This is a genomic window from Thermosulfurimonas sp. F29, assembly GCF_019688735.1.
In the GTDB taxonomy this organism is placed as follows: domain Bacteria; phylum Desulfobacterota; class Thermodesulfobacteria; order Thermodesulfobacteriales; family Thermodesulfobacteriaceae; genus Thermosulfurimonas_A.
This window is the reverse complement of record NZ_JAIFYA010000002.1, coordinates 466,154-490,202: the sequence shown is the minus strand read 5'-3', so window position 1 is coordinate 490,202 and position 24,049 is coordinate 466,154. Positions and strand designations below refer to the sequence as shown.

30 protein-coding genes and 3 tRNA genes are annotated in these 24,049 nt (G+C 57.7%); 18 read left to right on the top strand and 15 right to left on the bottom strand.

Annotated features, from left to right (window positions below; genetic code table 11):
* The first annotated feature begins 5 nt into the window (after positions 1–5).
* The 4 genes from K3767_RS07075 (at position 6) to K3767_RS07060 (ending at position 2,596) form a co-directional block, all read left to right on the top strand.
* Positions 6–185, top strand: a complete 180-nt coding sequence (locus tag K3767_RS07075) for a hypothetical protein (protein ID WP_221172865.1) — start codon at positions 6–8, stop codon at positions 183–185.
* 33 nt (positions 186–218) lie between these two features.
* On the top strand, positions 219–863 hold the full coding sequence (locus K3767_RS07070; RefSeq protein ID WP_221172864.1) for a helix-turn-helix domain-containing protein: 645 nt from the start codon (positions 219–221) through the stop codon (positions 861–863).
* Between the two features lie 221 nt (positions 864–1,084).
* Complete coding sequence (locus K3767_RS07065) at positions 1,085–1,450, top strand: hypothetical protein (protein WP_221172863.1); 366 nt, start codon at positions 1,085–1,087, stop codon at positions 1,448–1,450.
* A gap of 420 nt (positions 1,451–1,870) precedes the next feature.
* Positions 1,871–2,596, top strand: a complete 726-nt coding sequence (locus K3767_RS07060) for a dUTP diphosphatase (protein WP_221172862.1) — start codon at positions 1,871–1,873, stop codon at positions 2,594–2,596.
* A 218-nt stretch (positions 2,597–2,814) separates the two neighbouring features.
* Here the strand turns inward: K3767_RS07060 and K3767_RS07055 are convergent, their stop codons facing one another.
* Positions 2,815–3,042 carry a hypothetical protein gene (locus K3767_RS07055; RefSeq protein ID WP_221172861.1) on the bottom strand — a complete coding sequence of 76 codons (228 nt, stop codon included), beginning with the start codon at positions 3,040–3,042 and terminating at the stop codon, positions 2,815–2,817.
* Between K3767_RS07055 and K3767_RS12275 the strand changes: the two genes are divergently transcribed.
* From K3767_RS12275 to K3767_RS07020, 8 genes are all read left to right on the top strand, one after another.
* Positions 2,944–3,651: a hypothetical protein gene (locus tag K3767_RS12275; protein WP_370630449.1), complete on the top strand. Its 708-nt coding sequence runs from the start codon at positions 2,944–2,946 to the stop codon at positions 3,649–3,651. The genes K3767_RS07055 and K3767_RS12275 overlap by 99 nt on opposite strands.
* 62 nt (positions 3,652–3,713) lie before the next feature.
* Positions 3,714–3,851 carry a hypothetical protein gene (locus tag K3767_RS12270; protein ID WP_370630444.1) on the top strand — a complete coding sequence of 46 codons (138 nt, stop codon included), beginning with the start codon at positions 3,714–3,716 and terminating at the stop codon, positions 3,849–3,851.
* A complete protein-coding gene (locus tag K3767_RS07045) occupies positions 3,848–4,099 on the top strand; it encodes a hypothetical protein (protein ID WP_221172859.1) in 252 nt (83 codons plus the stop codon). The genes K3767_RS12270 and K3767_RS07045 overlap by 4 nt, the downstream gene beginning before the upstream one ends.
* 26 nt (positions 4,100–4,125) lie before the next feature.
* A complete protein-coding gene (locus K3767_RS12265; RefSeq protein WP_221172858.1) occupies positions 4,126–4,425 on the top strand; it encodes a helix-turn-helix transcriptional regulator in 300 nt (99 codons plus the stop codon).
* Positions 4,426–4,485: 60 nt separating this feature from the next.
* The gene (locus K3767_RS07035) at positions 4,486–5,460 is read left to right on the top strand and encodes a hypothetical protein (protein WP_221172857.1); all 975 of its coding nucleotides are present in this window, start codon (positions 4,486–4,488) and stop codon (positions 5,458–5,460) included.
* Positions 5,461–5,666: 206 nt separating this feature from the next.
* Complete coding sequence (locus K3767_RS07030; protein ID WP_221172856.1) at positions 5,667–6,362, top strand: hypothetical protein; 696 nt, start codon at positions 5,667–5,669, stop codon at positions 6,360–6,362.
* Between the two features lie 72 nt (positions 6,363–6,434).
* Positions 6,435–7,277: a sigma factor-like helix-turn-helix DNA-binding protein gene (locus tag K3767_RS07025; RefSeq protein ID WP_221172855.1), complete on the top strand. Its 843-nt coding sequence runs from the start codon at positions 6,435–6,437 to the stop codon at positions 7,275–7,277.
* A gap of 380 nt (positions 7,278–7,657) precedes the next feature.
* Positions 7,658–8,020 carry a CopG family antitoxin gene (locus K3767_RS07020; protein WP_370630443.1) on the top strand — a complete coding sequence of 121 codons (363 nt, stop codon included), beginning with the start codon at positions 7,658–7,660 and terminating at the stop codon, positions 8,018–8,020.
* 80 nt (positions 8,021–8,100) lie between these two features.
* On the opposite strand, the gene K3767_RS07015 is transcribed toward K3767_RS07020, so the two are convergent.
* Positions 8,101–9,303: a hypothetical protein gene (locus tag K3767_RS07015; protein WP_221172853.1), complete on the bottom strand. Its 1,203-nt coding sequence runs from the start codon at positions 9,301–9,303 to the stop codon at positions 8,101–8,103.
* Positions 9,304–10,069: 766 nt separating this feature from the next.
* On the opposite strand from K3767_RS07015, the gene K3767_RS07010 reads away from it, so the two are divergent.
* The 5 genes from K3767_RS07010 to K3767_RS06990 all read left to right on the top strand — a co-directional run bounded on the left by K3767_RS07010 (position 10,070) and on the right by K3767_RS06990 (position 12,694).
* Positions 10,070–10,462 (top strand): hypothetical protein, encoded by a 393-nt coding sequence (locus tag K3767_RS07010; protein WP_221172852.1) that lies wholly within the window; start codon positions 10,070–10,072, stop codon positions 10,460–10,462.
* An 85-nt stretch (positions 10,463–10,547) separates the two neighbouring features.
* On the top strand, positions 10,548–11,078 hold the full coding sequence (locus K3767_RS07005; protein WP_221172851.1) for a thermonuclease family protein: 531 nt from the start codon (positions 10,548–10,550) through the stop codon (positions 11,076–11,078).
* Positions 11,079–11,151: 73 nt separating this feature from the next.
* Complete coding sequence (locus K3767_RS07000) at positions 11,152–11,517, top strand: DUF4234 domain-containing protein (protein WP_221172850.1); 366 nt, start codon at positions 11,152–11,154, stop codon at positions 11,515–11,517.
* A gap of 14 nt (positions 11,518–11,531) precedes the next feature.
* The gene (locus K3767_RS06995) at positions 11,532–11,861 is read left to right on the top strand and encodes a DUF2752 domain-containing protein (RefSeq protein WP_221172849.1); all 330 of its coding nucleotides are present in this window, start codon (positions 11,532–11,534) and stop codon (positions 11,859–11,861) included.
* Positions 11,862–11,884: 23 nt separating this feature from the next.
* Complete coding sequence (locus K3767_RS06990; RefSeq protein ID WP_221172848.1) at positions 11,885–12,694, top strand: GGDEF domain-containing protein; 810 nt, start codon at positions 11,885–11,887, stop codon at positions 12,692–12,694.
* Here the strand turns inward: K3767_RS06990 and K3767_RS06985 are convergent.
* The 3 genes from K3767_RS06985 to K3767_RS06975 are packed head-to-tail and all read right to left on the bottom strand — an operon-like array spanning position 12,691 to position 14,638.
* Entirely contained in the window at positions 12,691–13,023 is a 333-nt protein-coding gene (locus tag K3767_RS06985) for a hypothetical protein (RefSeq protein ID WP_221172847.1), read from the bottom strand. The two genes, K3767_RS06990 and K3767_RS06985, sit on opposite strands and share 4 nt — an antisense overlap.
* A 53-nt stretch (positions 13,024–13,076) precedes the next feature.
* Positions 13,077–14,000, bottom strand: coding sequence for a DNA adenine methylase (locus K3767_RS06980; RefSeq protein ID WP_221172846.1), 924 nt, complete (start codon positions 13,998–14,000; stop codon positions 13,077–13,079).
* 11 nt (positions 14,001–14,011) lie between these two features.
* Positions 14,012–14,638 (bottom strand): EAL domain-containing protein, encoded by a 627-nt coding sequence (locus K3767_RS06975; RefSeq protein ID WP_221172845.1) that lies wholly within the window; start codon positions 14,636–14,638, stop codon positions 14,012–14,014.
* A gap of 259 nt (positions 14,639–14,897) precedes the next feature.
* On the opposite strand from K3767_RS06975, the gene K3767_RS06970 reads away from it, so the two are divergent.
* Positions 14,898–16,088: a site-specific integrase gene (locus tag K3767_RS06970; protein ID WP_221172844.1), complete on the top strand. Its 1,191-nt coding sequence runs from the start codon at positions 14,898–14,900 to the stop codon at positions 16,086–16,088.
* 177 nt (positions 16,089–16,265) lie between these two features.
* On the opposite strand, the gene K3767_RS06965 is transcribed toward K3767_RS06970, so the two are convergent.
* The 10 genes from K3767_RS06965 to lon all read right to left on the bottom strand — a co-directional run bounded on the left by K3767_RS06965 (position 16,266) and on the right by lon (position 24,019).
* Positions 16,266–16,338: transfer RNA gene (locus K3767_RS06965), tRNA-Lys, on the bottom strand.
* 35 nt (positions 16,339–16,373) lie between these two features.
* A complete protein-coding gene (gene cobA / locus K3767_RS06960) occupies positions 16,374–17,879 on the bottom strand; it encodes a uroporphyrinogen-III C-methyltransferase (RefSeq protein ID WP_221172843.1) in 1,506 nt (501 codons plus the stop codon).
* The gene (hemC, locus tag K3767_RS06955; protein ID WP_221172842.1) at positions 17,876–18,796 is read right to left on the bottom strand and encodes a hydroxymethylbilane synthase; all 921 of its coding nucleotides are present in this window, start codon (positions 18,794–18,796) and stop codon (positions 17,876–17,878) included. Before hemC ends, cobA begins: the two co-directional genes overlap by 4 nt.
* A gap of 62 nt (positions 18,797–18,858) precedes the next feature.
* On the bottom strand, positions 18,859–19,080 hold the full coding sequence (locus tag K3767_RS06950) for a zinc ribbon domain-containing protein (protein WP_221172841.1): 222 nt from the start codon (positions 19,078–19,080) through the stop codon (positions 18,859–18,861).
* Positions 19,067–20,026 carry a hypothetical protein gene (locus K3767_RS06945; RefSeq protein WP_221172840.1) on the bottom strand — a complete coding sequence of 320 codons (960 nt, stop codon included), beginning with the start codon at positions 20,024–20,026 and terminating at the stop codon, positions 19,067–19,069. Before K3767_RS06945 ends, K3767_RS06950 begins: the two co-directional genes overlap by 14 nt.
* Entirely contained in the window at positions 20,013–20,585 is a 573-nt protein-coding gene (locus K3767_RS06940) for an SIS domain-containing protein (protein ID WP_221172839.1), read from the bottom strand. Before K3767_RS06940 ends, K3767_RS06945 begins: the two co-directional genes overlap by 14 nt.
* Positions 20,572–21,369 (bottom strand): YdcF family protein, encoded by a 798-nt coding sequence (locus K3767_RS06935; RefSeq protein ID WP_221172838.1) that lies wholly within the window; start codon positions 21,367–21,369, stop codon positions 20,572–20,574. The genes K3767_RS06940 and K3767_RS06935 overlap by 14 nt, the downstream gene beginning before the upstream one ends.
* Before the next feature lie 7 nt (positions 21,370–21,376).
* Positions 21,377–21,454, bottom strand: a tRNA-Asp gene (locus K3767_RS06930).
* A 30-nt stretch (positions 21,455–21,484) separates the two neighbouring features.
* Positions 21,485–21,559 (bottom strand) — tRNA-Val (locus tag K3767_RS06925).
* Positions 21,560–21,595: 36 nt separating this feature from the next.
* A complete protein-coding gene (gene lon / locus K3767_RS06920; RefSeq protein WP_221172837.1) occupies positions 21,596–24,019 on the bottom strand; it encodes an endopeptidase La in 2,424 nt (807 codons plus the stop codon).
* Positions 24,020–24,049 lie beyond the last annotated feature (30 nt).

The following is a 24,049-nucleotide window of genomic DNA, read 5'->3' as shown; positions in this document are numbered from 1 at the left end:
GTGTGATGGACAAAGATAAGCACATCGAGGGTTATCGTATGCCTCTCGTTCCCCGCGGCGGAGTTCACCGCCCGAAGAAGGGAAAAGGAAGTTACCGCCGGGATGAGGAGAAGCGCGTGATTCGGGAGGGGCTCAGGGAGTGGCGTATCGAGCGGATCGAGGAGGATGATGGGTATATGGACTGAGAAAGGACTCAAAAAAAATAAAGGAGGTGCGTCATGTGCGTGAGTGCTGACCCCGGTCTTTTTCCTGAGGAAATTGAAGCTCTAAGGCTCAAAAAAGTTTTTGAGGAAGTGGCCAAAAGTCTTTTCACCAACCGTAACATACTCCTCATATTTGACCGTGAGCGCAGGCTCAAACCGGAGGAGGTTTCCAGGATACTTGAAGCAGGTCGAGGGCCGGTGGAGCCGGTGGTAATCGAGCAATCTCTGGAAGAAATGAAAAAGTTGAGAATAGAGCGGATCGAGGAGGACGATGGATATACTGCCATGTCTTTGTTCGGAAAAACTTTGCGTAGAGCCAGAAAGAACGCCGGACTTACCCTCAAAAATGTGGCCGAGGCCATGGGGTGGTCGATCGTTTACCTTTCGGATGTCGAGCGTGGACGCAGGAATCCTCCAAAACCGGAAATGATGCTGAAACTCGCACAGATAGTCGGAGTTCCTGCAGGGGTTCTTTTAGAAGCCGCGGCAAAAGATTGGGGGTTCGTGTCGCTTCCTCTGGAAGGCTCCGGTTCCAGACGCGAACTTTTCCTCCTCATCGCTCGCGAGTGGGACAATTTCACAGAAGATGTGGCAATCAAGGTTATCGAAGTTTTGAGGAAAATCCTTTCAAAAAGGAAGGGCTCCAAAAGCTGTACTTAAGGAGAGAAAGGAGAGGTCAATGGAATATCTTGCCGTTTTTGCACTCGGATCGCTAACCGTCTTGGTATTTGCGTTGCTGTCGAAAGCCATTCTGTTTTCCCCGTTGCTCAGGGAAAAAGCTTCGAAAAAGAAAGGTTTCCGCCAGGGTTTCGAGCCAGAGTGTTCCAGCTGTCCCTGGCGGGCGAAGGCCATGAGAGACTATTGCTAAGGGGGGAAGGACCATGCAAATCGGTAATCGAATCAGTGGTGAGACCCCATACTGGCAGAAACGAGGCGAACACCTGCTCCGGGCGCTTTCGCCTCTGGTGGAGTACTTCGGGTGGGGATGGAGTTTCCGCGAAAAACCCCAGCGGTATCTGCACCTGGAGTTTTTGATCGCTCTGGGACAGCTCGCCGAGGGAGGAGCCATTCCGCGGGATCGCGCCGGGCGTCTGATCGAGTACCTCGACGACCTGTGCGGAGAGTTCGCCTGGCGCAAGCATGTGCCCGGGTTGAACGAATTCGAGCAGTTCGAGCGGATAAGGCGCATGCATCTGAGGGTGGCGGAGGAGGCGGTCAGGTTGTTATCGGCGCGGAGGAACCCCTAGAGTGGATGGGGAATCAAAGGAGTCAAAAGCACAAAAAGGAATGACAAAAAAGACTGTGAGAAGGAGGTAAGCCATGCTTGATCGCCCAATCGTAATACCTGTAGACAGAGGTCCTCACTTAAGCCCCCGGTGGCTCTATGTCGTTACCGACTGTCGGTACCGGACCGAGGAATACGCCAGCCCGAAAGAGGCACGCGAGGCATGGGAAAGAGGAGAAAGGTTGCCCGTGTTCGATCCCGCAATGTGTGAAAAGAGAGCCAGAGAAATTTTGAAAAGACATTTGCGGTGTGGAACGCAAAGTGCTTGCGGCGCGGCTCAGGACACTTGAAGAGTGCTAGGTGCATCATCCCGACAAAAAAGTAACCGATGTGTACCGCTTGATAGTCGGCGAAGAAAACGAAGAAAACAAGGAGGGCGTCAATGTCTGAGATCGCCTCGATCCTGAAACTGATGTTCGAGCGCCAAGCCGAGCTCAACCGCCAGATCGACCCAGAATGGGAGAAAAGGGGTTTCCCCTGGCCGCGGGCGATCCGGCAGGAGTGTGCGGAGCTGATCGACAGCCTTCCCTGGAAGTGGTGGGCGACGGGCGAACCGAATTGGGACAACGCGAGGCTTGAAGTGGTGGACATCTGGCACTTCTGGATCTCATGGGCGCTTCAGGAGCGGCATGACTCCGAGTACCTGCGGAAAACCTACACCGTGGCCGAGTGGGCGTTCCGGCTCGCTCCAGAAATCGAGCGTCATCTCGACAATCCCTGCGTTTCCGAGGGTGCGGAAAGCGCAGAGCGGGTGCTTGAGGCCGTCGAGATACTCATCGCGAAAACCTTTTTCTGTTCGGCAAACGGTGTCGTTCAGGACCTGGCCCGGCTCACCGGAATCGTCGGATTGTCCTTCGAAGATCTAGCGAAACTCTACTTCGGGAAAAATGTCCTCAACCGGTTCCGGCAGGAGATGGGGCTTAAAAAGGGCGAATACCGCAGGATCTGGGGGCCGGACGGCGAAGAGGACAACCGGTGGATGATGCGGCTTGCGCAGGAGCTCGCGCCGCCGACGGATGAGAAATCTCTGGCCGTCTTCGAAGATGAGCTGTTTCGGCGGCTCATCGAGGTCTATCCAGGCAAACCCCAAAAAGGAGGACCACAATGAAACCGAGGTTTCCCGGCGTCGCCTTTTTCGGTCACAAGCGTTCCGGCAAGTCCACCCTGGCTTCCATGGTGGAGTGGGAGCTGTGGGACCTCGGCAGTCGCAACACCGTCCGGCTCGCCTTCGCCGGTGCACTCAAGGAGCTTTGCCGGGAACTCCTTGCGGATCCGTTTCGCCCCCTCTCGGATGAGGAACTCAAGAAAGCCGAAACAGTAGATTTTTCACCCGCCGCCGTGGAACGACTGAACAATTTCCTCATTGCGGCGGGTCTTCCCGGGCTCGATGAGGGCGAGCGGGCCGAGCTTGAGCGGCGGGTATCCGGCGGGGTCCCCGCCACCTGGCGCTGGCTCATGCAATGGGTGGGGACGGACGTGGTACGGCGGCGCGATCCGAACTTCTGGGTCGAGCACCTGGAAGAACAGGCACTTGCAGCCATGGATGATGGTCATTTCGTCCTCATTGAGGACGGACGCATGGAAAACGAACTGGCTTTGTGCGAGAAACTGGGCTTTCTCACAGTGGGCGTGTCAGCGGCAAGGAAATTTGCCTCAACCGCCTGGTCCTTGCGGGCGAGCGATCCCGGTTTGCAGATAAAACCAGAACCTTTCTCGAAGGCCTCATGTTCAAAACCCAACGTGTCCGGGACCGCGAGTGGCCGGTCGAGGTGCTTTCCACCGTTTTTCCGGACGGAATCTCCCTGCTTATCACCTTCGAGCCGCGGAGTCTTTTCAAGGGAGCTTCGTTGCTATTTAAGGAGCTTTCGGATTTCTTCGTCAGAACGGCCTCAGCGGGGAAGGAGAGGCTTTCCTCCTCAGACCTCGCTTTTCTTCAGCACCTGGACAAGGAGTGGATCACGGCGGTTCATCGGTCGACACGGGAGCGGGGCCGACCGAAGTTCGTGCTGGTGGATGTGGACACACCGGGTGTGGTTGAGCTTCCGTTGCTCAGGAAGTTTGCGGCGGAAGCCGGGGCCCGGTTCGGAGAGATCGGACTTCTCGAAAACCTCCGCTACGCCTGCTCCACACCGTGCGGGGGAGTCCATTTCGTTTTCGAGATAGACAAGCGGGCGGAGGAGAAGATTTTCCGGCGGAACAAGGAATTCCGCAGGGCTCTAGCCGAGATGATGCAACCTTATGCCGGGGAGATGAGCCTTGAGGACATCGAGATCAAGACCGGCCAGGTGCTCACCCATGCGCTGGGGGTGAATCCGTATGTGGAAGATTTAACGGCTACAGTCCAAAAGGGAGGTGAATCATGAAAATACAGCGCTTAAAACTTGATTTTGAGGACAACCTGGTTTTTATCGCTACTGGGCGGGGGCTTTTTGATGGGACCCGGTTCTGTGAAGAGCTGGGCATAGCAGACCGAACGAAGTTTTCCTCTCTTCGGAGTTTTGTCTTCGGCGGAGCGGACGGCTACCTGGCGGTGGTGCTGGTCCCGAAACACCTGTTGCAAAAGCGTTTGGAAAGGCAAAAAAGAGCGGAACCTGTAACGCCTTCCTTGTAAATTTTGGAGGGGGAGACGGTGGAGAAATGACTCCCTTTGGAGTCGCGCTTCGCGAGGCCAGAAAACACGCAGGGCTTCGTCTTTCGGATGTGGCGGGAATGATGGGCTGGTCGGTCGTTTATCTTTCAGATATTGAACGTGGACGACGCAACCCTCCAGCCCCCGAAAAGATTGTCAAGCTCGCCGAAATACTCAAAATACCCGCGGGCGTTCTTCTTGAAGCCGCAGCGCGGACTTGGAGAGAAATAAGACTTCCTTTGGACGACAATGTTTATCGAGTTGAACTGTTACTTGCATTGGTTCGGAATTGGGACAGACTGGCATAAATGAAAATGGAGAAACATTCGGTTTCTACCTTAAAAACTACGGCACACAAGAGGTCCATCATGGCGAAACATACTCCCCGTTTCTACTTCACCGAACCGCCTTTCGACCCGGAAATCCCGGCCACCTGTCTTCGGGCCGAGATCCTGGTGTGGCAGGCGGAGAACGGGCGCGATCCGATCGGTGAACGCCTCGAACGGAAAGAGAACATCCACATTGCGGACGTTGCGGATGTTCTCAAGGAAGCAATCATGCCCAACGGCTGCGGCGGTGGAGCGGCAATCTACTACATGGATCGGGCTCGACTCGCGGCTTTGAAGCCCGAAGCCCGAGCGGAAGCGGAGAAAAGAAATCCAGATGAGAACCTCTTTCTGGTTCTTCCCTTCCGGGTTCTCGGCGAGGTGCAAAACGTGAAGGAGGCCCGGATCGGAAGCGTCCACTTCAAGCCGGAGGACTTCCGGGCCCTGGTGGAGCTTGCGGCGAAGACCCCGAAGTTCAGGGAGGCAGTAATCGAGGGTCTCCAGGGCGTGATCCCGGAAGTCCTTTCGGCCCCGGTCTTCGAGCCACCGGAAAAGGTCAAGAAAGAAATCTTCCGGGCCTACGACCGTGCGGTTGCGGCCCGAGAGAAACTGTTTTCCCTGGTCAAAGAAAAACTCCCGGAACCCCTGCGGGAAAACCTGAAGCTGGTCGGTCCGGACAGGGTGGCCCTCACGGAACCGATCGAGGACGAATCGGTTCTTAGGCGGACGCCCTTTCGCCTGTCGAAGACCGACCCCTGGACTCTCGTGGTGAATTGCCGCACGAAGATGGGCCGGGAGCTCGCGGAAAAGATGAACGTCCTTTGCGAGGAAGGGCTTTTCCATCCGGCCTTCTGGCTCGCCGACTACGCGGGAAGCGACCGGTTCGGGTTCCTGCGGTTTCACCTGGACGAAAAAAGGGGCGTGGTGCTTTACATTGGCGTTTTCGGCGTGGACGAGGAAAAAATGGAGAAAGACGGCTGGCGCAAGTGGCGGATGTGGGTGGCGCCGCCGGAATAAAAAAGAAAGGAGAAACACTTATGAAAGACTTTTTTGAAAACTTTCACGCGATCCGATCCATAATGGCTTTGGACCGCCTGTTCTCAGAGGCGACGTGGCATGTCATTGACATTTTTCACGGTGTTGCGTCCTCCCCTCCTCCTCCCGATGAGATTTTTCCCGACCTTAAGAGCACATTTGAGAGACTTCAGCGGAAGTGGAGTGTCTTGTCCGAATCGGAGAACGATGTTGAGGAGGAACCGGAGTTCGGTCGAACCTGTTCCGAGCTGGTCGTGCATGTTGCGCACCTACTGTCCGCGCTAAATGAGAAGTGGGATCCTCAGCGAATGGAAGAGGAAGCCGCCTTCGCGGAGGCCGTCGCCGCGGCGGTCCGGTGCGGAAGACGGATCTTCGGTTCGGATTGGCCGGGCGCTCCGGGGCTATCCGAATTGTGGACCGTTCCGGCCGAACTGACCATGGCCTGGCGGGACCTGCTTGCCGCCGAAAGAGTCCGTAATCCGGATGTCATCGCGCGTGCTCGAAATGCCCTGCGGGATGGCTTCGAGAAGCTCCATCTGGTTTTCCTTTCCAAAGCTATCTGGGGAACCTACCCGTACGGCATTTCTCAGATCGTCTGGCTGAAAGACACCTTCTATTCCCGTGCTTCCGTTTCCGAGCATCGCACCCCGATAACCGACCTCTGCGGAAACCTCGTTGATGCTATGCGAATGAACGACTTCTTTGCTGCTTGGCCGCTTTTTGCACGGCTCTCCGGACGCTTTCGGTTCGAACTGTATCGTTCTGCGACGACGAAGTCATTCCTAAAGGAGCTCGCCACGGTGTTCGAAAAGGCTACCCGCGACGGACGGTGGCGCAACATCATAGCTATAGTGCACACATCTGTCCACCAAAGAAAAGGGTGAGGGTAGCGTGAAAAGATCTCCGGGTGGGGGGAAATGGTAGTGTGAGTTTAGATGATGAGATGCTTTTCTCCAATGGACATGGTTCTCAAATTCGCCAGGGCCGATGCCCGTTCTCTGGTAGAGCGTTTTCCGGCGCTTGCACCGTATCAGGAAGACCTAGAGCAGGAGTTGGCCCTGTTTCTCTGGCGGTACGTTTCGGAGAAGAATTTGCCCGTGTCGAGGAAGGTGCGCACGTTCGCCGGAGCGCATGTGCTCAGCAAGTACCTTCCCCGGACTTGTAGGACCAGCTACCTGGAGGATCTTTTCCACCCCGCTGACGATGATACGGACGGAGCCGCTCTTGACCGGCTTGATAGCTTAGCCGTTGCCACGCAAGTGGATGAATGCTGTCTGCTTCAACATCAGGCTGAAAAGTTGCTCAATACTTTCGAGCGCACAGTTCTGCGGCTCCGCATGGAGGGTTTCAGTTACAAAGCAATTGCGCAAAAGCTGCAAATATCGCATGAGACCGCACGGCAACTAACCAAACGCTCCATGTCCATTTTGAGGCGTGGTCGTCGTCCGACAGTCAGAGGGAAAAAAGTCTCTCGCACGGGGGTGCTCAAACGCAACCGTTTTCGCTCCAGCCCTTGGTTTCCCATTGTGTCCTCCGTGGTTCCACCGGATCTCATTCGCAGGCAGTACGGTCTCATCAAGGATAAAGTGTACATCCGTATCCCGGTGGATGTTCCCGAACTCAAACGGCGACTTCCTGCTCCCATGCGCAAACGTCTGTGCAAACATAATTACGAACACTACACGGTTGGGCTCATCTTAAGCGCGGCCTGGACGGCGAAAATTCCGGTGGAAATCGAATACGAAGGGAAAAAGCTAATAGTAACCCCGTATAAGGCGAAGCCGAAGCGATGTTTTTAAATTGTTTGGTAAAATTCCTGTTTCTGCTGTTTGTTGCAGGCCTGTTTTCGGTCGGCCTGTTTTCCCCGGCCTTTTCCTGTGCCTCGGACTGTCGCCTTTGCCACAGGATTCCGCGGGACGCCCGCCACGCGGCGGTCGAAACCTGTACGGACTGTCATCGTCGGTTGACTTCCGGGCCTGCGGTTAGGAACGCTCATTCCGTCTGCGGGGCGGACTGCTTCGACTGTCATGATCTGAGGACAGTGCTCATCCGGTGCGGCGGAGCCGAAGAGCTGAGGGGATGCCTTAAGTGCCACTTTCGGAGGACGGATCTGACAGAAAGGCCCGCCCGTTGATTCCTTGCGAAGGAACACCTCAGTGTTGCCCGGCGATTTTGCGGTATGTACAATATCCATACAATGCCTAGCCGCAAAGTTACCGTTAGGCTGCCGGAAGAATTGCTGGTAAGGCTAAGGAGACGAGCTTCTCGGATGGGAATAGGGTATCAAACACTGATACGCATTTTGCTTTCCGAGGCCCTGAGTTCGGAAGCTACTGCGGAAGCGGCAACCCTTCACGAACCCGGAGACCTTCAGCCGGTCCGCTGGCGCGATTACGGCGCGGACCGTTCGCTTTTCTGGTCTTCGCCGGAGGAGTTGCCTCTGTGGATGGTCATCTGCACCGTGCTCAGGGCGGGACAATCCCCTCAGAACCTCCGCCGCGAATGGGACGCGACTGAGAGATTGACGACGTGGATTCCTTAAGAAGAGGAGATAGTTGACCTCCGGCCCCTTTAAAAAAAGAGGGGGGGGTGTGATTACCCCCCCTCTGATTTTCGGAGAGATTACTGCTCGGAGCGGTGCGGGATTCCGCTCTGGAGGCCTCCCACATCCAGGAAGATTCGCCCCTCCGGAGTCTGGTTGATGTTGAGGAGCGCCCGGTAGTTCACCGGCTTTCCATCATCACCGTAAACAATCACACAGGGAATCTTAAGAATCAACCTTTCGTGCGGGAAGGCTCCCTCTATAAGGACCCGGGCGGCGCAGATGTTCCGCAATATATCCTGAACGGACTGCGGTTCCTCACAGACGGAGGGAAGACCACACTCCTGCGGATGCTCCCGGCACCACCGCTTCCCTTCCTCGAAACCGGCCTGATAATCACCACCGTTGCAGGGCTCCGCCTGACAGGTGCCGTTACACCAGAATCCGTTCGCGGCCGCGCACTCCAGAGGCGTGCCGCACCCCTCGGGATGTTCGGGAACACAGGCGTTTTCCGTTTCGTTTCCCGTTTCTCCGGGAGTTTCGTGAGTTTCGTTGCCGTATTCTCCGGGGCCGACCAGAGCCTGCGCCTCCATAGTGCCGTTAATGAAGTCGGCCTGCGCATCGTAAGAACGAAGCACAAGAAGATACCAGCCGGTGGGACAGGGTTCCACCCGGGTGCTCTTGAGCAGATGTCCGTCCACGAAGACCTGAACGGTGTTGTCGGCGGTCATTTTCACCTCAAAGTCGTGAAACTCGCCGGCGGCAAAGCGCACTCCGTCCTCGCTCTGACAGGTCCAGTCGTAGTGGCCGGTCCCCAGGGAGACACAGACCTGATCCTCAGGCTGATTCCAGGCGTTGCCCAGGGTAAGCTCAAAGGGCATGTCGACCTGTCCCGGTATCATCTCACCCTGACAATCCTCCGGCAGGCGAAAGTTGGCGGGATCCACGCAAGCAAGGTAAAAGGCGTTGAAACCCACATCGGTGTCGAAGAACTGGGCCCGGAATTTCAGATCAAAGGGAGCACGAAAGGCCTTTTTCGGGATGGCAAAGTTATACGCCGGTCCCGCCCACCACGCGGGACGACACTTTCTAATGTGATCATCCTCCATTCCTCCGAAGAGGAATCCCGTTTCCCCGGGCTCGCCGAAGACACGTCCGTAGAACTCCCAGGTCTCGGGATCGCTCAGATCAAGAGTCGCCGCCCGAACCGAAGCGATGCCCGCGATGAAAAAGGCCAGAACCAACACAAACCCCAACACCCCTGAAAGCAAACTTTTCTTCATAACACGCCTCCCTGATGAGTTTTGGAACTGTTCCGCAGGAGAAACATATTTTTCCCGCGGATTATTGCCGGCATCCGGTGTTGCCGTCGCAGACATAGAATCACATCCCTCCGGCCAAGAGTCGCTCTGCAGCACCGGCACTACCTACCCAAAGAAAAAAAGAACAAAATAAAAAAACGAGAACACCCCTCACTTTATCTTTCCTCCTTTTTTGAGAATACTCTACTAAAGTAACTTGAATATTTGAGGAGGTAAAGACTTCGCAGAGAGTATTCGAAATGCTTCTTGTCCTCTTACGAAGGTCTTACGAGGGAATAGTGACTTGTCAATCACGTCCTAAAGGGCGGAGCAGGACGCTTCCTGCGAAGGGAACGAACGGATAGTAGCGGTCTCCTCCCCGGCTTTAAGGCCGGAGTCTTCTCCCTCCATCGCCGCCTTTGTCCGCCGTCATAGCCGGAACCGAAGTTCTGGCGAGACTGTTTTTCGGTTGACCACCGCGGGAGACTGCCGCTTGGCCCTGTTTTCTGTTCCCGCGGCTAACCACCGCTGAAACCACGGACGATTTCCCTAAGATCAAAGTATTCCCGTTCCAAGATCGTTCGGTTTTCGCAGGGCTAAGTTCTTTTTAAACCAAGAAACCCGATCTGCCAGAAACTTAATTGCATGATCGACCCGATCATCTTTATCGGTGTCATTACCATCGTCTTGGTTACGGTTAAAGCGTTGGAGAAAGTTTGTTTCGGCTGACCGCCGCGGGAGGAGTGCCGTGAGCGCCGAAAAGAACGGGCTTGATATCGAGGAACTTCTCACCATCCTTGGCTCCGAGGGCCGCAGACGCCTTGTGCAGGCCATGCGAGACCTTGATCGCGACCGGACGCTTCTTGCCGCGGGCGACACCGTCCCGGTGGGAGACGACGGGACCCTCCTTCAGTTCGTCCTCGATCGGAGACGGGCGAGGTTCACCCTGATGCGGATCGAACGAACCGAAACCGGAGAGCGCTGCGTCCCCTTGATGGAAACTTCCGTTTCTCTTAAGAAACTCGGTGCAATTCTTAAAACCGATACTGACAAGGAGGAGACACATGACCGACTGGTTCGCCGTTCTCTTCTTCGGCCTCGGCGCTCTGTTAAGTTTCGTCGTTTTTCTGTGGGCGGTTGACCGATCCGCGGACCGTAGAGAACCGCGGCACTCGTGCGGTTCGACCTGAGTCTCAGCGGGACCGGACCGTGGAGCGGTCCTGATCTTGATCGCCGCCCTCTGGCTGTCCCTTACCGCGTCGCCGGGTCTCGCCTCGGACGAAAACCTCCCCATCCGCCCCTTCCGGGCCCGGATCCTGCGCGTCGTGGACGGCGACACGGTGTGGGTCAAAAACCTCGCATCCGGTCGTCGGGTGAAGGTAAGAATTTGGGGCATTGACACCCCGGAGAAGTTCCCCTCAAGGAAGCTCAGCCGTGACGCCAGGCGATGCCATGTGGATGCCGAAAGCATCCGGCGCCTCGGACGGGAAGCCTCTCTTGCGGCCATGCGCCTGCTCGACCGGCGCGTGGTGGAGGTGATCCCGGAGGGAAGGGGCTACTACGGACGACTCCTCGCCCGAATCGTAATCCCTCCGGACCTCGATTTCGGCAAGTGGATGATCGAAAACGGTTACGCCTGCATTTACCGACGGAACCGGGAAGCCGAAGCCGTTTACGGTCCCGCCCTTCGGCAGGCCGAAACGCACGCCCGCGGACTCTGGCGAGAAACCCGGCTCATGATGTGTCTGTGTCGTTAGTTGGCTTGCGGCGAACCTTTCGTTTCCGCTTTTCTTTTCCGGGAAACAAAAACTCTCGAAAAGGAGGTCGGCGATGCGGCCCGAATCGATCGCTAAACATGTCGTTCTCACCTTCCTCACCTGCGGTCTCTGGGATTTGTACTGGCAGTACCTGCAAATGCGGACGATGAACGTTCTCCTGGGCCGGAAGGAGTTCTCCTTCGGACGCTGGCTTCTTTTCACCGTGCTGACCTGCGGTCTCTACAACCTGTACCACGAATACGTCATGGGCAAACGCATTGTGGAGGTTCGACGCCGTTTCGATCTCGAGCCCTCCGAAAGCCTGCCTGCCCTGTCTCTAATCCTCGCCCTCATCTCCCTGGGAATCCTGACGGACGCCCTCCAACAACACGAAATAAACGAAATCCTTTCAGCCGTCGAAGGGAAAAACCGCGCATGATCCGAAGGGTTTTGTTGAGAACCGCCGCATTCGTCCTGGTTCTCGTTGCCGGGAAGATGTTTCTTTCCCGGTTCGAACTGCCGTGGGCCTGCCCCGTGCGGACTTTAACGGGACATCCCTGTCCGGGCTGCGGCATGACCGACGCCGTGCGCCTTCTCCTTCAGGGCAGGATCGCCGCGGCCTTCAGAACCAACCCCATGATCTTTCCGCTTTCGATCTTCGCCTTCGGACTTTTCGGTTTCGGCCGCGGGGCCGACGAACTGTTCCGCCGAATCCGTGCCTACGAAATCGTTTTTGTTCTGTCGCTTCTCTGGGAAATTTGGCGGCTTAAGGTTGGAACCTGATTATTGCGAGGAGGGAACCTGCGATGAGCGCACTGGAGACGCTCCTTTTGGAGAAGCGGAGGGAGTTGATTCTGTGTTGGCGCGTCTTTCTGGATCTTCTCAAGGGCGGTAAGACGCCCGTTCCGGAAGTCTACTTCCGCGCTTTCGAGGAGATGCGGAAGCGTTCGCAGCCCGAAGCGTCCGCTTCATTCGAACTGCTGGAGTTGATCGAGGAAACGTTGAATGTGCTCAATCGCATGGCGCGCGGAGCCTTGGTGTCTTCCGCCGAAATCGATGCCCTGCGGAGTCGCATGCGGAACCTGCGCGACACGGTGGATGCCTTCCGGGAGGAGCTGCTGCGGGACGACCTCACCGGTCTCTGGAACCGTCGCGCCTTCGAACTGTACTTTAACGAAGACGTGCATCCCCGTGTTTTCCGGCAGGACTTCGCCGTGGTCTTTCTGGACCTGAACGGTTTCAAAAAAATCAACGACACCTGTGGGCACCAGGCGGGAGACTTTCTGCTGCGAAGGTTTGCGGAATTTTTGTTGAGAAACCTCAGAGGCAAGGATCACGCTTTTCGCATATACGGAGACGAATTCGTGCTGGTTCTGGCGGATGTGACTCTGGACCAGGCGGAGCGGTTCGTGCGGTCGCTGCACGATGATCTTGGCGAGGTTCAGGAGAGGTGCGCTTTGCGTGGTGGCGAAAAGGTGAAGTTCAGGTTGTCGTTTGCCGCGGGGGTGACTAACGTGATTGCCGCGGACACACCCTCCGCTGTGCTTGAGCGTGCCGATCAGGCCATGTACGAAGCCAAGCGCAGGGGAGTAGTGGTGGTGCGGAAGCGGATCTAGCCGGAGTCCCGCGGAAGGTGCTGATCGAGCAACCACAGGACCTCGAGCTCCGGCGTGCGAAAATCAGCCCGGGCGGCCCGGCAAAGCCGGTCGAAAATCTCCGGGTATTCCGAGAAGTCCAGTTTCAGAACCGGGTTCTCCAAGGTTGGCTTCCTGTTTTCGTCTTTCTTTCTTTCCGGGCATCGGCCGGGCATCGGTGAACCTCTCCTGGGAAGTTTCGGTTTGCCGGTTACTATATACTCGGCTTCGCAGTCGAAACAGCATCCGGCCTCCAGGAAAACAAAGCGTTTTTCGCCGCAAATCGGACACCGTTTCAGCTCGATCGCCATCGCCGCCTGAAAAAGAAAAGCAGCATTTGTCTTCCGTCTCTACGGGTAGAAAATCAAAAACTCCTGAAAACAAATCCTTTGGCTCTGAGCCGATCGACAACCTGTCCACAATTCGGTATCTCCTCCAAGGCGTAGTTCACCCACAGAACTTCCCTTCGCTTGCCCTTGCTTGATTGAATGGTTCTTTCCGGTGCTTCCACCCTGGGCCAATCGCCGTAGAGGTCCTCCATGAGGGGGGAATTGTAGCCGGAAAGCGCCACCTTTCCCCGCGTTTGACGTAAGAGACGCGCCAGCCTTTCATGATCGGCCGCATCCATTTCGTTTCCGTAAGCGTTGGGATCGCTTCTCGCTTCATGCACATAAGGGGGGTCCAGATAGAACAGGGTGTCCGGGCTGTCGTATCTCTTGATGACTTCGAGGGCGTCGTCATGCTCTATCTGGACCGTTCTGAGCCTTTCGGCCACCAGCCAGAGCGCCTCGATTCTCGAAATCCAGCGGGAAACCGCTCCCGACATGCCTCGCCTGCTCGTAAGTTTGCACCAGGCCCACCGTCCGGGGGTGGCTCGCTGAGCAAGCCCGAGACGAACCTGTTCAGCCCGAACGAAAAAGAGCCTGGCCCTCTCCACATCGTCAAGATCGGTTCTCCCCCGCGCCTCCCAGGCCTTCAGGAACTCTTCCCTGGAAAAGGGCGTCCAATAGAGTTTCCTGATGAGCTCTTCGGGTTTGTCCCGCAGGGTTCTGAAGAAGTTGACCAGATCTCCGTCTATGTCGTTGTAGGTTTCGACCGGAGAGGGCTCCTTGTTCAGCAGAATTGCGGCGGACCCTCCGAACGGCTCGCAGTAGTGGAAGGCAGGGGGTAGCAACGGAACGATCCAGTCCACGTGCGAAAACTTTCCTCCGTACCAGCGGAAAGCCATGATCCTGGTTGCGGAGGACGAAACCGGGGGATTGAACCTTTCGTTTCTCTTTCCGGACATCGGTGTCGTTCTCAGGAGGAGCGGGGAACGGGGGAGAGGATGTCGAACAGGCGTCCCTGGTAGTACTGGGCGCCCAGGTGTTTGGCTTCCCGGAGATCGTCAGGGGTTTCGATTCTTTCGAGGATGAGGGGGATCTGTGTGCGCACGTAGCAACGCCTGGCCGAGTCCAGATCCATCTTCAGGGCCGCCAGGTGAGGCTCCAGGGCGTTCAGCCGGTCCGGAGCCTTCGGACCGGAAAGGAAGTCGTCCAGCAGAAAGCGGCCGCTGAAGTCGGACATTAGGGCCTTCAGTTCGCTTTGAAGGCGTTCGTCATTGTGGTCGGAGTGCTCCGTGATCTCGATCAAAAGGCGGGGGTGGCGCTCAAGGGCTTTGGACACGGCTTTGCGGTGCTCGACGAGCGCCTGAACCGAAAAGTTGAAGGTGTAGCGAGGCGCCCGTCCGTTCAGCTCGGGAAGCACGTGCCTCGCGAAGAGGTCGAACACGTGCTTCTCCAGGGACGGATTGGGGCGGGCGAAGAGGACCGCATTGGGCAACCACGGAAAGTGAAAAAGCACTTCGACTCCCCAGCAACGTCCGTTCCGATCGACAATGGGTTCGAAGCGGAAAAGGTCTTTCGGCTCGAAGGCGATCCTGCGCATGGTTTTTCTTCTCCGGGTTTGGGGCCTTCAGATGGAAAAGAAGGCGTCGGCTCACAAATCTGTCAACCACGCCAGGGTGCCTCTACTCTCTTTTTTCCCATCCCGTGTCCTTCTTTTTCTTCAATATAAGGGCGACCTAAAAGGAAAGAAAAAGCGACCACGGCGAGGTTACGGGGTGATTGACAAGCTTCCACAGGATTTGCTAGAACGGCTGATAGAGCTAGCAGAGGCAGAGAGGCCGTCTCGTAGAGGGAAGACGGTGCGAATCCGTCCCAAGCCGAGCAAATGTCCCAAGTGTCGCAAGGCTTTTAAAGAGACCGCCTACGGCTTTGTGTGTCCGAAATGTAAGGGGAAACCCGCTAAATACTATCTTGACTTTTACCTTAACGGTCACCGGTATCGGATATTTTGCAACAACCGGGGGGATGCATTTTCTGACTACCATTCTACGAAAAAGTATGCGGCTTTGATTCAATACGAGATTGACCAGGGGACGTTTGACCCCAGCAAGTGGGTTCGGTCACAACTGGAAGAGTTCCTTTTCAAGAATCTGGCCGAGCAGTATTTGTCCGAGCGGAAAAAGGTTATGTCCCCGGCAGGGTTCCAGGCGAAGGAAAGCTGGTTTCGGAACCGGCTCATTCCGGCTCTGGGAACTTTAGACGTTCGGGACATTAGGGGTTATCACCTTCACAAGCTGATGGAAGACCTTTTTAATTCCGGGCTTTCAAAAAGCTCGGTCAAGAAATGTTTTGTGGAACTGCGGGCTTTTTTCAACTGGCTCAAGAGGATTGACCGGATAGAGAAGCTTCCCACTTTTCCGGACCACGAGATTAAACCGGAGGAACCGCCTATCCGATGGCTTTCACCCGAACAACAAGCCCTCATCCTGTCCCACATCCCGCCGGAACACCGTCCTATCATCGAGTTCGGGTTCCTCACCGGGCTTCGGATAGGGGAACTGCGAGCGCTTATGTGGGACGCCGTGGACCTGAGAGAGGGCTACGCCATCATTCACCGGTCTTTTTCTCTGGACCGGCTGGTAGAGACGCCGAAAGAGAAAGCCCCGAAGGTGATACCGCTTGTGGGGCGCATCCGAGAGATAATTGAAGAACAAGCCCGGAACAAGCGTTCGATGTTTGTTTTTTCGTATCGAGACCGGAACAGGTGGATAGCCTATCCTTACAAGAGATTGCTGGCTATATGGAAAGAGGCGTGCAAGAAAGCCGGGATTAACATTTCTCTTTACGCTGCTATCCGGCATAGTTTTGCCATGCAGAGATTGAGGGGCGGGTATTCTTACGAAGAGGTTGGCGCTGCCCTGGGACATAAGTCTCCACAGACCACCAGACGCTACGCCCGGCTCAGGGCTGAGATGGTGGAATCCATCTTCTCTTCACCCACCAAGGTGGTCTCTCTCACCGATTATCGCCGCAAGAAAAATTCCGAATAATCGCCCAAAATCGGGAATCGAACTTTCAAAACCCCAAACAAGTCCCTAAAAGTCCCTCTGGAAAGCCTTGATAGTCAAAGGTTTCAAGAGGCAGTCACCAGACAGTCACCAGAAGTCTTGTTGAGAAGTGGTCTCAATTAGTGTGTTCCGTAAATCTTGAAGAAACCGAGAATTTAGTGGGCCGCCCAGGACTCGAACCTGGAACCTATGGATTAAGAGTCCATTGCTCTACCAGTTGAGCTAGCGGCCCACCCGTCCCTTAAAATACCACCCCTGGTCGGCCTGTCAAGAAAAATATTCCAAAATGGCCCGCACCAGGCCGGCTATGGTGTATTCCCGTGCTTCCACCGCCGGTGGATAACCCAGATCCCGGAGGGTCTGACTGGTTATGGGGCCTATGGAAGCCAGGACCACATTCTCGAGCAGCCTCTCTCGCCCCTCGATTAGCCGGAAGAAATTCCGCGCGGTGGAGGAGCTGGTGAAGGTCACCATGTCCACTCCCTCTTCCAGGGCCGAAATCAGGGCCCTGCGGGACTCCTCGGGAAGCACGGTTCGATAGGCCGGCACCACCTCCACCGTGGCCCCCATCTCCCGGAGCCTCTCGGGAAGGATCTCCCGGGCTACCTCCGCCCGCGGAAGAAGTATCCTTCGTCCCTTAAGGTCTACTCTCTCAAAGGCCGCCACCAGCCCCTCGGCCCGAAACTCTTCGGGTATCAGGTCCGCCTTAAGCCCCACATCCTCCAGGGCCCGGGCCGTGGCCGTGCCAATCACCGCGATCCGGGCCCGGGAAAGACTCCGGGCGTCTTTCCCCGCCGCGTAAAGTCTTTCGCGAAAGTACCGGACCGCGTTCTGCGAGGTAAATATCACCCAGTCGAAGGATTCTATTTCCCGCAAGGCCGCATCCAGAGGCTCAAAGCTTTCCGGAGGAACAATCCTGATGGTGGGAATCTCCAGGCACTCCGCCCCCAGGGCTTCCAGACTCTCCACCAGCTTACTGGCCTGTTCGCGAGTCCGGGTCACGACGATCCTCTTTCCGAAAAGAGGTCGGGCCTCGAACCAGCGAAAGCGCTTCCTCAGTCGGGCCACCTCTCCCACCAGAATGATGGCCGGGGCCGAAAGACCCGCCTCCTTCACCCGTTCCACGATGTCCTCAAGGGTACCCTCGGCCACCCGCTGTCGGGGGGTGGTTCCCCACTGAATCACCACCACGGGGGTTTCCGGAGACCGACCGTTTTTCCTGAGATTTTCACAGATCCGAGGAAGGTTTTTCATTCCCATGAGAAAGATGAGGGTTCCTATGCGGGAGAGGGCCGTCCAGTCGATGGCGGAATCCTCCTTGCCCTCGGCCTCGTGCCCGGTAACCAGTGCCAGGGTGGAGGTGTAGTCTCGATGCGTGACCGGAATGCCGGCGTAAGCCGGAACGGCAAAGGCCGAGGTCACCCCGGGGATCACCTCAAAGGGAATGCCGTGCTCAAGGAGGGCCTCGATCTCCTCACCGCCCCGTCCGAAGATAAAGGGATCTCCCCCTTTGAGGCGGACCACCGTGCGCCCGGAAAGGGCCTTTTCCACCAGCAGACGATTTATCCCCTCCTGAGAAAGGGTGTGATGCCCCCCCTTTTTCCCAACATAAATTCGTTCGGCCTCCTCGGGCACATGGGAAAGAAGCCGGGGATTGGCCAGGTAGTCGTAGATCACCACCTCCGCCCGTTCGAGGGCCTTTATACCCTTGAGGGTGATAAGCCCCGGATCACCGGGCCCCGCACCGACCAGATAGACCTTCCCCTTTTTCATGTGAGGAGCTCCTCCAGAATGGCCTGCCCCCCCCGGGCTAAAAGGCGTTCGGCCAGGATGGTCCCCAGCTCCTCGGCCTCCCGCGGGGAGCCACGGACCCCCTCCCGGTAAAACCGTTCCCCCTCCGGGTCGGCGATGAAGCCTTCCACCAGGAGTTCGTTTCCCTTAAGGACCGCGTGGGCGGCAAGGGGCACCTGACACCCCCCCTCGAGCCGCCGGAGAAAGGCCCTTTCCGCCCTGGCACAAAGGGCCGTGCCCTCGTCGTGCAGGAAGGATACGAGAGACCTGGTCTCCGCGTCCCCGGAACGGATTTCCAGGGCCAGCACCCCCTGCCCCACGGCCGGAAGCATGACCTCCGGGGAAAGAGGGGTCCTCTCTACGGCAAGCCCCAGCCGTTTAAGCCCGGCCTCGGCCAGTAGAATGGCCTCGTACTGCCCCTCCCTCAACTTCCGCAGGCGCGTGTCCACATTGCCCCGGAGGGGCAGGACTTCCAGATCGGGACGCAACCGCCTGAGCTGGGCCTTCCGGCGAAGACTGCTCGTGCCCACGCGGGCCCCCCGAGGCAGCTCCTCCAGGGACCGGGCCGTCAGCCCGATAAACACATCCCGGGGATCCTCCCGGGAAGGGATGACCGCTATTTCAAGGCCCTCCGGAAGTTCCGAGGGCACATCCTTCAGGCTGTGCACCGCCAGGTCGATTTCCTCCCTGAGAAGGGCCTCCTCGATCTCTTTTACGAAAAGCCCCTTGCCTCCTATCTTGGCCAGAGGCACATCGAGAATCTTGTCTCCCTTGGTTTTAATGATGACGGTTTCGATCTCTATCCCGGGAAAACGCCTACGAATGTTTTCGGCCACCCAGCCCGTCTGCGCCAGGGCCAGCTTGCTTCCCCTGGTGCCTATCCGAAGTACCCTTTTCACCGATAACTCCCTTTCCGCCGCCCCCGAAGGCGCTTACTTAAAAAGGGGGCTTTCAGCCCCCGTCAGTGACAGGTGCTGCAGGTGCCTCCGGCGCAACCGCTGCAGGCTCCCCCGGCCCCGGAGCTGCTTACGAACTTCCCTCCGCTACGAAAACCGAAGGCGGACATGAGCCGCCGCACCCGGTCGCTTCCGCACTTTTTACACTTCACTCCCTCGGTGGAGCCGAAGACGAGCTCCTCAAAGGTCTCCCCGCAGGCCTCGCATTCAAACTCATAGATCGGCATGGCCGCCCTCCCACATCTCCACAATGGCTCCGTAAAGGAGCGGAATAAGGATCTCGTGGTGTCCGGTAATACTATAACCCTTTCCCCCCGAAAGGGTAGGGCGATGCACCACATTGGTTAAGGGGCGATATTGGCGAATGAAGTCGAAGTTGACGGTGGTGAAGTGTTCCACCCGATAACCCAGATTGCGCACCGCGGAAAGGGCCTTGAGAAAGACCTCCGGAAGGAGCACCGCCGAACCGGCCAGCAAAAAGACACCTCCCTCGAGCTCCGAGACGAGCCGGCAGAAGATCCGAAAGTCCAGGAAGGTGGCCTCCCCGATGTGCTCCCCTCTGGCCGAGGGGTGGATGTGGACTATGTCGGTGCCGAGGGCCACATGGACGGTTATCGGAATTTCCAGCTCGTAGGCCCTGGCGAAAAGACTGAGTTTTCGATAGGGGAAGTCCGATTCGGCGATGAGTTTTCCCAGGGCCCGTCCCAGTCCCCCGGTCTCCCTGGCCAGGCGGGCGGCTTCGTTGAGGAGTTCCCCGGTCTCCCGGGCCGCTCCGAAGCTTCCGTCACGCAGGGCCCGGGCCACATCCTCGGAGGTGTTGCCGCACATGGCCAGCTCCGCGTCGTGCACCATGGAGGCCCCGTTGGTGGCCAGGGCCGTGAGCAACCCCTTTTCCATAAGGGAGATGAGATAGGGAGCGGCTCCCACCTTGACGACATGGGCCCCGAAGGCCACTATGAAGGGACGCCCCCCTCGTCGGGCCTCCACCACCCGCCGGGCCACCTCCAGAAGATCCCGGGCCGCCAGCTCCCGGGGAAGACTCTTCAAGAAGTCCCGGAAGGAAAGACCGGCCTCAAAGGCCCGGCCCAGCTTTTCCACCGAAACCTTGCTGGGACGCTCGCGAAGGGAATAGGTGCGCAGTCCCTCAAAGCTCAGGGGCTCAGGCCTCGCCAAAACACGCCTCCTCAAGGAGCTCGGCAAAGATGTGCAGAAAGAGAAGGTGCCCCTCCTGAATACGCGGGGTTTCCCGGGAGGGAACGGTGAGAACCAGATCCGCTACTTCGGGAAGGTTTCCGCCGTCGCCCCCGGTGAGTCCCACCGTGTAAAGCCCTATCTCCCTGGCCCGGGCCAGGGCCCGAATCACATTTTCCGACCGTCCGCTGGTGCTTATGCCCAGCGCTATGTCCCCGGGCCGTCCCAGGGCCTCGATCTGCTTCACGAAGATCAGGGCAAAGTCGTAGTCGTTTCCCACCGCGGTGAGGATGGAGGTGTCGGTGGTAAGGGCCAGGGCCGGAAGCGGAGCCCTCTCCCGTCTGAATCGGTTAACCAGTTCCGCGGCGAGATGCTGAGCGTCGGCGGCGCTTCCGCCGTTTCCGAAGATAAGGAGCTTTCCACCACGGGAAAAGGTCTCCCGGGTCTTTTCCACCAGGGCCAGGATCTTGGCTCCCTCGGCCTCGATGAACTTCCGGGTGGCCCGGTGCGAGGCCTCAAGAATACTTTTAAGGCGCTCCATGCCCACCTCCGAGGATGAGGTCTCTCAATCGGTAAAAGGAAAGGCCCAGATATTCGTGGACGGCCTCGTTGGTGAGCTCGAGATATACGGGATCCGGCAGGAGATACAGGACATGAAAGGGACGGAAGTCGGCCTGATGGGACAGGAACACCGCGGGATAGGGCACGGGATGGAGACCGGCCCGGTTGAAGAGGTAGATGGCCCGGCGCAGGTGATGGGCACTGGTGACGAGAAGGAACTTCCTGCCCCGGAGCCGTTGGCGCAAAAGCCTTACACTGGTGATGGTGTCCGGAGCCTCGTCCAGCGCCACCACCCTGACCCCCAGTTCCCGTCCCAGTTCGGCCAGATAACGCGACCCCGGTCCCTCCAGAGAACCGCCCACGGCTATGATCTCCGCCCCGGGTATCCGCCGCGCCAGCCTTACCGCAGTCATGAAACGGGCCCAGGTCTCGCGACTGAATCGTTCCTCGAGACTCAGATTTTCTTTACCGTATATCCGGGCCGGGAGCACCACCAGGGCCTGCACTCCGGCCATCTCCTCGGGGGAGGGCCGCTTGAAACCCGCCTCGAGCGGCTTGAGGAGAAAATAGGGAAGGAAGGGCGTGCTCGACAGGTAATAGAGGATAAGGGCTACGAAAAGGAGAGCCCGCCTTCGCCCCCGGCGCTTTCCCCAGAGGGCGTAAAAACTAACCCCCACCAGAAAGACGAAAACCAGCCCCGAGGGGTAAAGGAGGTAAAGCAGGATCTTTTTGAGGAGGAAAGTCGCTGGCCAGGTCATAGACATAAAAAGATGGCGGGGCTGACGGGACTTGAACCCGCGACCTCCGGCGTGACAGGCCGGCGTTCTAACCGTGCTGAACTACAGCCCCGCCGGCACTTCTATATTATAACCCAAATTCTGGTGGGCGGAAGAGGATTCGAACCTCTGACCCCCGGCTTGTAAGGCCGATGCTCTCCCACTGAGCTATCCGCCCTCCGGGGGCCTAAAATAACCGCAAACCCGCCCTCTGTCAATGAGGTCGAATCTCCTCGACCTCTTTTTCTTTCTGTTTCACCAGCGTCCAGATGTCCAGCGGCGGAACATCCCGGAAGAGCTTTTCCGGATCCTCGAGGACCAGAGCCTCTTTAAGGACCTCGTCCATGTGCTCCACCATCACGATCCGCAGGTTTTTGAGCACCTTGCCCGGGATTTCCTTGAGATCCTTTTCGTTTTCTTTGGGAAGGATTACCGTTTCGATGTTTCCGCGCCGGGCCGCCAGCAACTTCTCCTTAAGCCCTCCCACAGGAAGGACCCGTCCCCGGAGCGTGATCTCCCCGGTCATGGCCACCGTGTTCTTTACCGGGATCTTGAGAAGAGCCGACACTATGGCCGTGGCGATGGTGATCCCGGCACTCGGACCATCCTTGGGTATGGCCCCCTCCGGCACATGGACATGGATGTCCACCTTCTGATAGAAGTCCGCGGGAAGACCGAGCTGGTGCGCCCGGGAACGCACATAGCTCATGGCGGCCTGCACGGATTCCTGCATGACCTCCCCGAGTTTCCCGGTGATGTGAAGCTGCCCCTTTCCGGGCATGATTACGGCCTCTATCTGAAGGAGCGAGCCTCCGGTCTCGGTCCAGGCCATGCCCGTGGCCATGCCCACCTCGGGTTTGCCTTCCGCCACACCGTAACGATAGCGCGGCACCCCTAGGAATCGGGGAAGCTTCCGGACCGTGATCCGGAAGGGGCGAAAGGCCGCCGGATCCTTGGCCACCTCCCGGGCGATCTTGCGACAGATGGTAGCGAGCTCCCGTTCCAGGTTCCGCACCCCGGCCTCCCGGGTGTAACGACGGATGATTTCCAGGATGGTCTTGTCCGGGATGGGAACCTGATCGGGCTTGAGTCCGTGGGCCTCAAGCTGCCGGGGCAGGAGATAGTTTCTGGCAATCTCAAGCTTCTCCTCCTCGGTGTAGCCGGGAATCTCGATGATCTCCATCCGATCGAGAAGCGGAGGCGGAATGGTGTGAAGCGCATTGGCCGTGGTAATGAAAAACACCTGCGAAAGATCGTAGCCCAGTTCCAGATAGTGGTCCTGGAAGGCGTGATTCTGTTCGGGATCGAGCACTTCCAGCAGCGCCGCGGCGGGATCCCCCCGGAAGTCTGTGCCGATCTTGTCCACCTCGTCCAGGCAGAAGACCGGATTAATGGTGCCGGCCTTGCGCATACCCTGGATTATCTTTCCGGGAAGCGCCCCTATGTAAGTGCGCCGGTGCCCCCGGATCTCGGCCTCGTCCCGCACCCCGCCCAGGGACATGCGCACGAAGTTCCGCCCGAGGGCTCTCGCCACCGACCGGGCCAGCGAGGTCTTCCCCACCCCCGGAGGCCCCACCAGACACAGGATGGGACCCTTTATCTTCTTGGCCAGCTTCTGCACCGCGAGGTGTTCCAGAATCCTCTGCTTGGGTTTCTCCAGACCGTAGTGATCCTCATTCAGGATGCGTTCGGCCTCCTCGAGATCCAGCTTGTCCCGGGTCTTCTCGTACCAGGGTAGAGCCAGAATCCAGTCTATGTAGTTGCGCACCACGGTGGCCTCGGCGCTCATGGGCGACATCATGGAAAGCTTCTTGAACTCGCGCCGCACCACCGCCGCGGCCTCCCGGGGCAACCTCTTTTTCTTGATCCGGCGCTCCAGCTCCGCAAGATCGCTCCGGCCATCCTCCCGTTCCCCGAGCTCCTTCTGAATGGCCTTCATCTGTTCGTTGAGGTAGTAGTCCCGCTGGCTCTTTTCCATCTGTTTCTTGACCCGCTCCTTGATCCGCTGTTCCACGCGGGCCACCTCGATCTCACCGCGGAGATATCCGTAAACCAGCTCCAGACGCTTGCGCACGCTGGTGAGTTCCAAAAGCCTCTGCTTCTGGGGGAGTTTCAGGTTGAGCACCGTGGCCACCTGATCGGCCAGCTTGGCCGGCTCGTTGATCCGCAGAATGTTGTTCACCAGATCGGAGGAAAGCTTCTTGTTGATCTGACTGTATTCCTGAAAGGCCTCGTGGGTGAGCTTGACCAGGGCCTCAAGCTCGGGCCCCGCCTCGATGACCTCGGTTTTCGGTTCCACCTCCACCACGAAGAAGTCGTAGTCCGGCACGAAACGCACGATCCGGCCCCGCTGCTTGCCCTCCACCAGGGCCTTGATGGTCCCGTCGGGAAGCCGCAAGACCTGGATCACCTGTCCAATGGTGCCCACCCGATAGATGTCGTCCTCTCCGGGATCGTCGATCTGGGCGTCCTTCTGCGCGGCCAGAAAGATCTCCTTCCCCGTGGAAAGGGCGTGCTCTACCGCCAGAATGCTCTTTTCCCGCCCGATAAAGAGGGGAACCAGGGAATTAGGATAAAGGACGATGTCCCTTAAGGGTAAAAGGGGTAACCTCAAAAGTCCGGTTCGTTCCGTACTCATAACCCTCCTTCGGCCATCGGGCCTCTTTCA

Excerpts from the sequence above, each read along its gene's own strand:
- K3767_RS07045 (WP_221172859.1), top strand. The coding sequence starts at position 3,848 with ATGAAAATACAGCGCTTAAAACTTGATTTTGAGGACAACCTGGTTTTT.
- K3767_RS07025 (WP_221172855.1), top strand. The coding sequence starts at position 6,435 with ATGGACATGGTTCTCAAATTCGCCAGGGCCGATGCCCGTTCTCTGGTA.
- K3767_RS12275 (WP_370630449.1), top strand. The coding sequence starts at position 2,944 with ATGCAATGGGTGGGGACGGACGTGGTACGGCGGCGCGATCCGAACTTC.
- K3767_RS06985 (WP_221172847.1), bottom strand. The coding sequence starts at position 13,023 with ATGGCGATCGAGCTGAAACGGTGTCCGATTTGCGGCGAAAAACGCTTT.
- K3767_RS06935 (WP_221172838.1), bottom strand. The coding sequence starts at position 21,369 with ATGTCTATGACCTGGCCAGCGACTTTCCTCCTCAAAAAGATCCTGCTT.
- K3767_RS06980 (WP_221172846.1), bottom strand. The coding sequence starts at position 14,000 with ATGTCCGGAAAGAGAAACGAAAGGTTCAATCCCCCGGTTTCGTCCTCC.
- lon (WP_221172837.1), bottom strand. The coding sequence starts at position 24,019 with ATGAGTACGGAACGAACCGGACTTTTGAGGTTACCCCTTTTACCCTTA.
- K3767_RS07060 (WP_221172862.1), top strand. The coding sequence starts at position 1,871 with ATGTCTGAGATCGCCTCGATCCTGAAACTGATGTTCGAGCGCCAAGCC.
- K3767_RS07015 (WP_221172853.1), bottom strand. The coding sequence starts at position 9,303 with ATGAAGAAAAGTTTGCTTTCAGGGGTGTTGGGGTTTGTGTTGGTTCTG.
- K3767_RS07065 (WP_221172863.1), top strand. The coding sequence starts at position 1,085 with ATGCAAATCGGTAATCGAATCAGTGGTGAGACCCCATACTGGCAGAAA.
- K3767_RS07075 (WP_221172865.1), top strand. The coding sequence starts at position 6 with ATGGACAAAGATAAGCACATCGAGGGTTATCGTATGCCTCTCGTTCCC.
- K3767_RS07020 (WP_370630443.1), top strand. The coding sequence starts at position 7,658 with ATGTACAATATCCATACAATGCCTAGCCGCAAAGTTACCGTTAGGCTG.
- K3767_RS07035 (WP_221172857.1), top strand. The coding sequence starts at position 4,486 with ATGGCGAAACATACTCCCCGTTTCTACTTCACCGAACCGCCTTTCGAC.
- K3767_RS06990 (WP_221172848.1), top strand. The coding sequence starts at position 11,885 with ATGAGCGCACTGGAGACGCTCCTTTTGGAGAAGCGGAGGGAGTTGATT.
- K3767_RS12270 (WP_370630444.1), top strand. The coding sequence starts at position 3,714 with ATGATGCAACCTTATGCCGGGGAGATGAGCCTTGAGGACATCGAGATC.
- K3767_RS06950 (WP_221172841.1), bottom strand. The coding sequence starts at position 19,080 with ATGCCGATCTATGAGTTTGAATGCGAGGCCTGCGGGGAGACCTTTGAG.
- K3767_RS07000 (WP_221172850.1), top strand. The coding sequence starts at position 11,152 with ATGCGGCCCGAATCGATCGCTAAACATGTCGTTCTCACCTTCCTCACC.
- K3767_RS07070 (WP_221172864.1), top strand. The coding sequence starts at position 219 with ATGTGCGTGAGTGCTGACCCCGGTCTTTTTCCTGAGGAAATTGAAGCT.
- K3767_RS12265 (WP_221172858.1), top strand. The coding sequence starts at position 4,126 with ATGACTCCCTTTGGAGTCGCGCTTCGCGAGGCCAGAAAACACGCAGGG.
- K3767_RS06975 (WP_221172845.1), bottom strand. The coding sequence starts at position 14,638 with ATGCGCAGGATCGCCTTCGAGCCGAAAGACCTTTTCCGCTTCGAACCC.
- K3767_RS07055 (WP_221172861.1), bottom strand. The coding sequence starts at position 3,042 with ATGACCATCATCCATGGCTGCAAGTGCCTGTTCTTCCAGGTGCTCGAC.
- cobA (WP_221172843.1), bottom strand. The coding sequence starts at position 17,879 with ATGAAAAAGGGGAAGGTCTATCTGGTCGGTGCGGGGCCCGGTGATCCG.
- K3767_RS06940 (WP_221172839.1), bottom strand. The coding sequence starts at position 20,585 with ATGGAGCGCCTTAAAAGTATTCTTGAGGCCTCGCACCGGGCCACCCGG.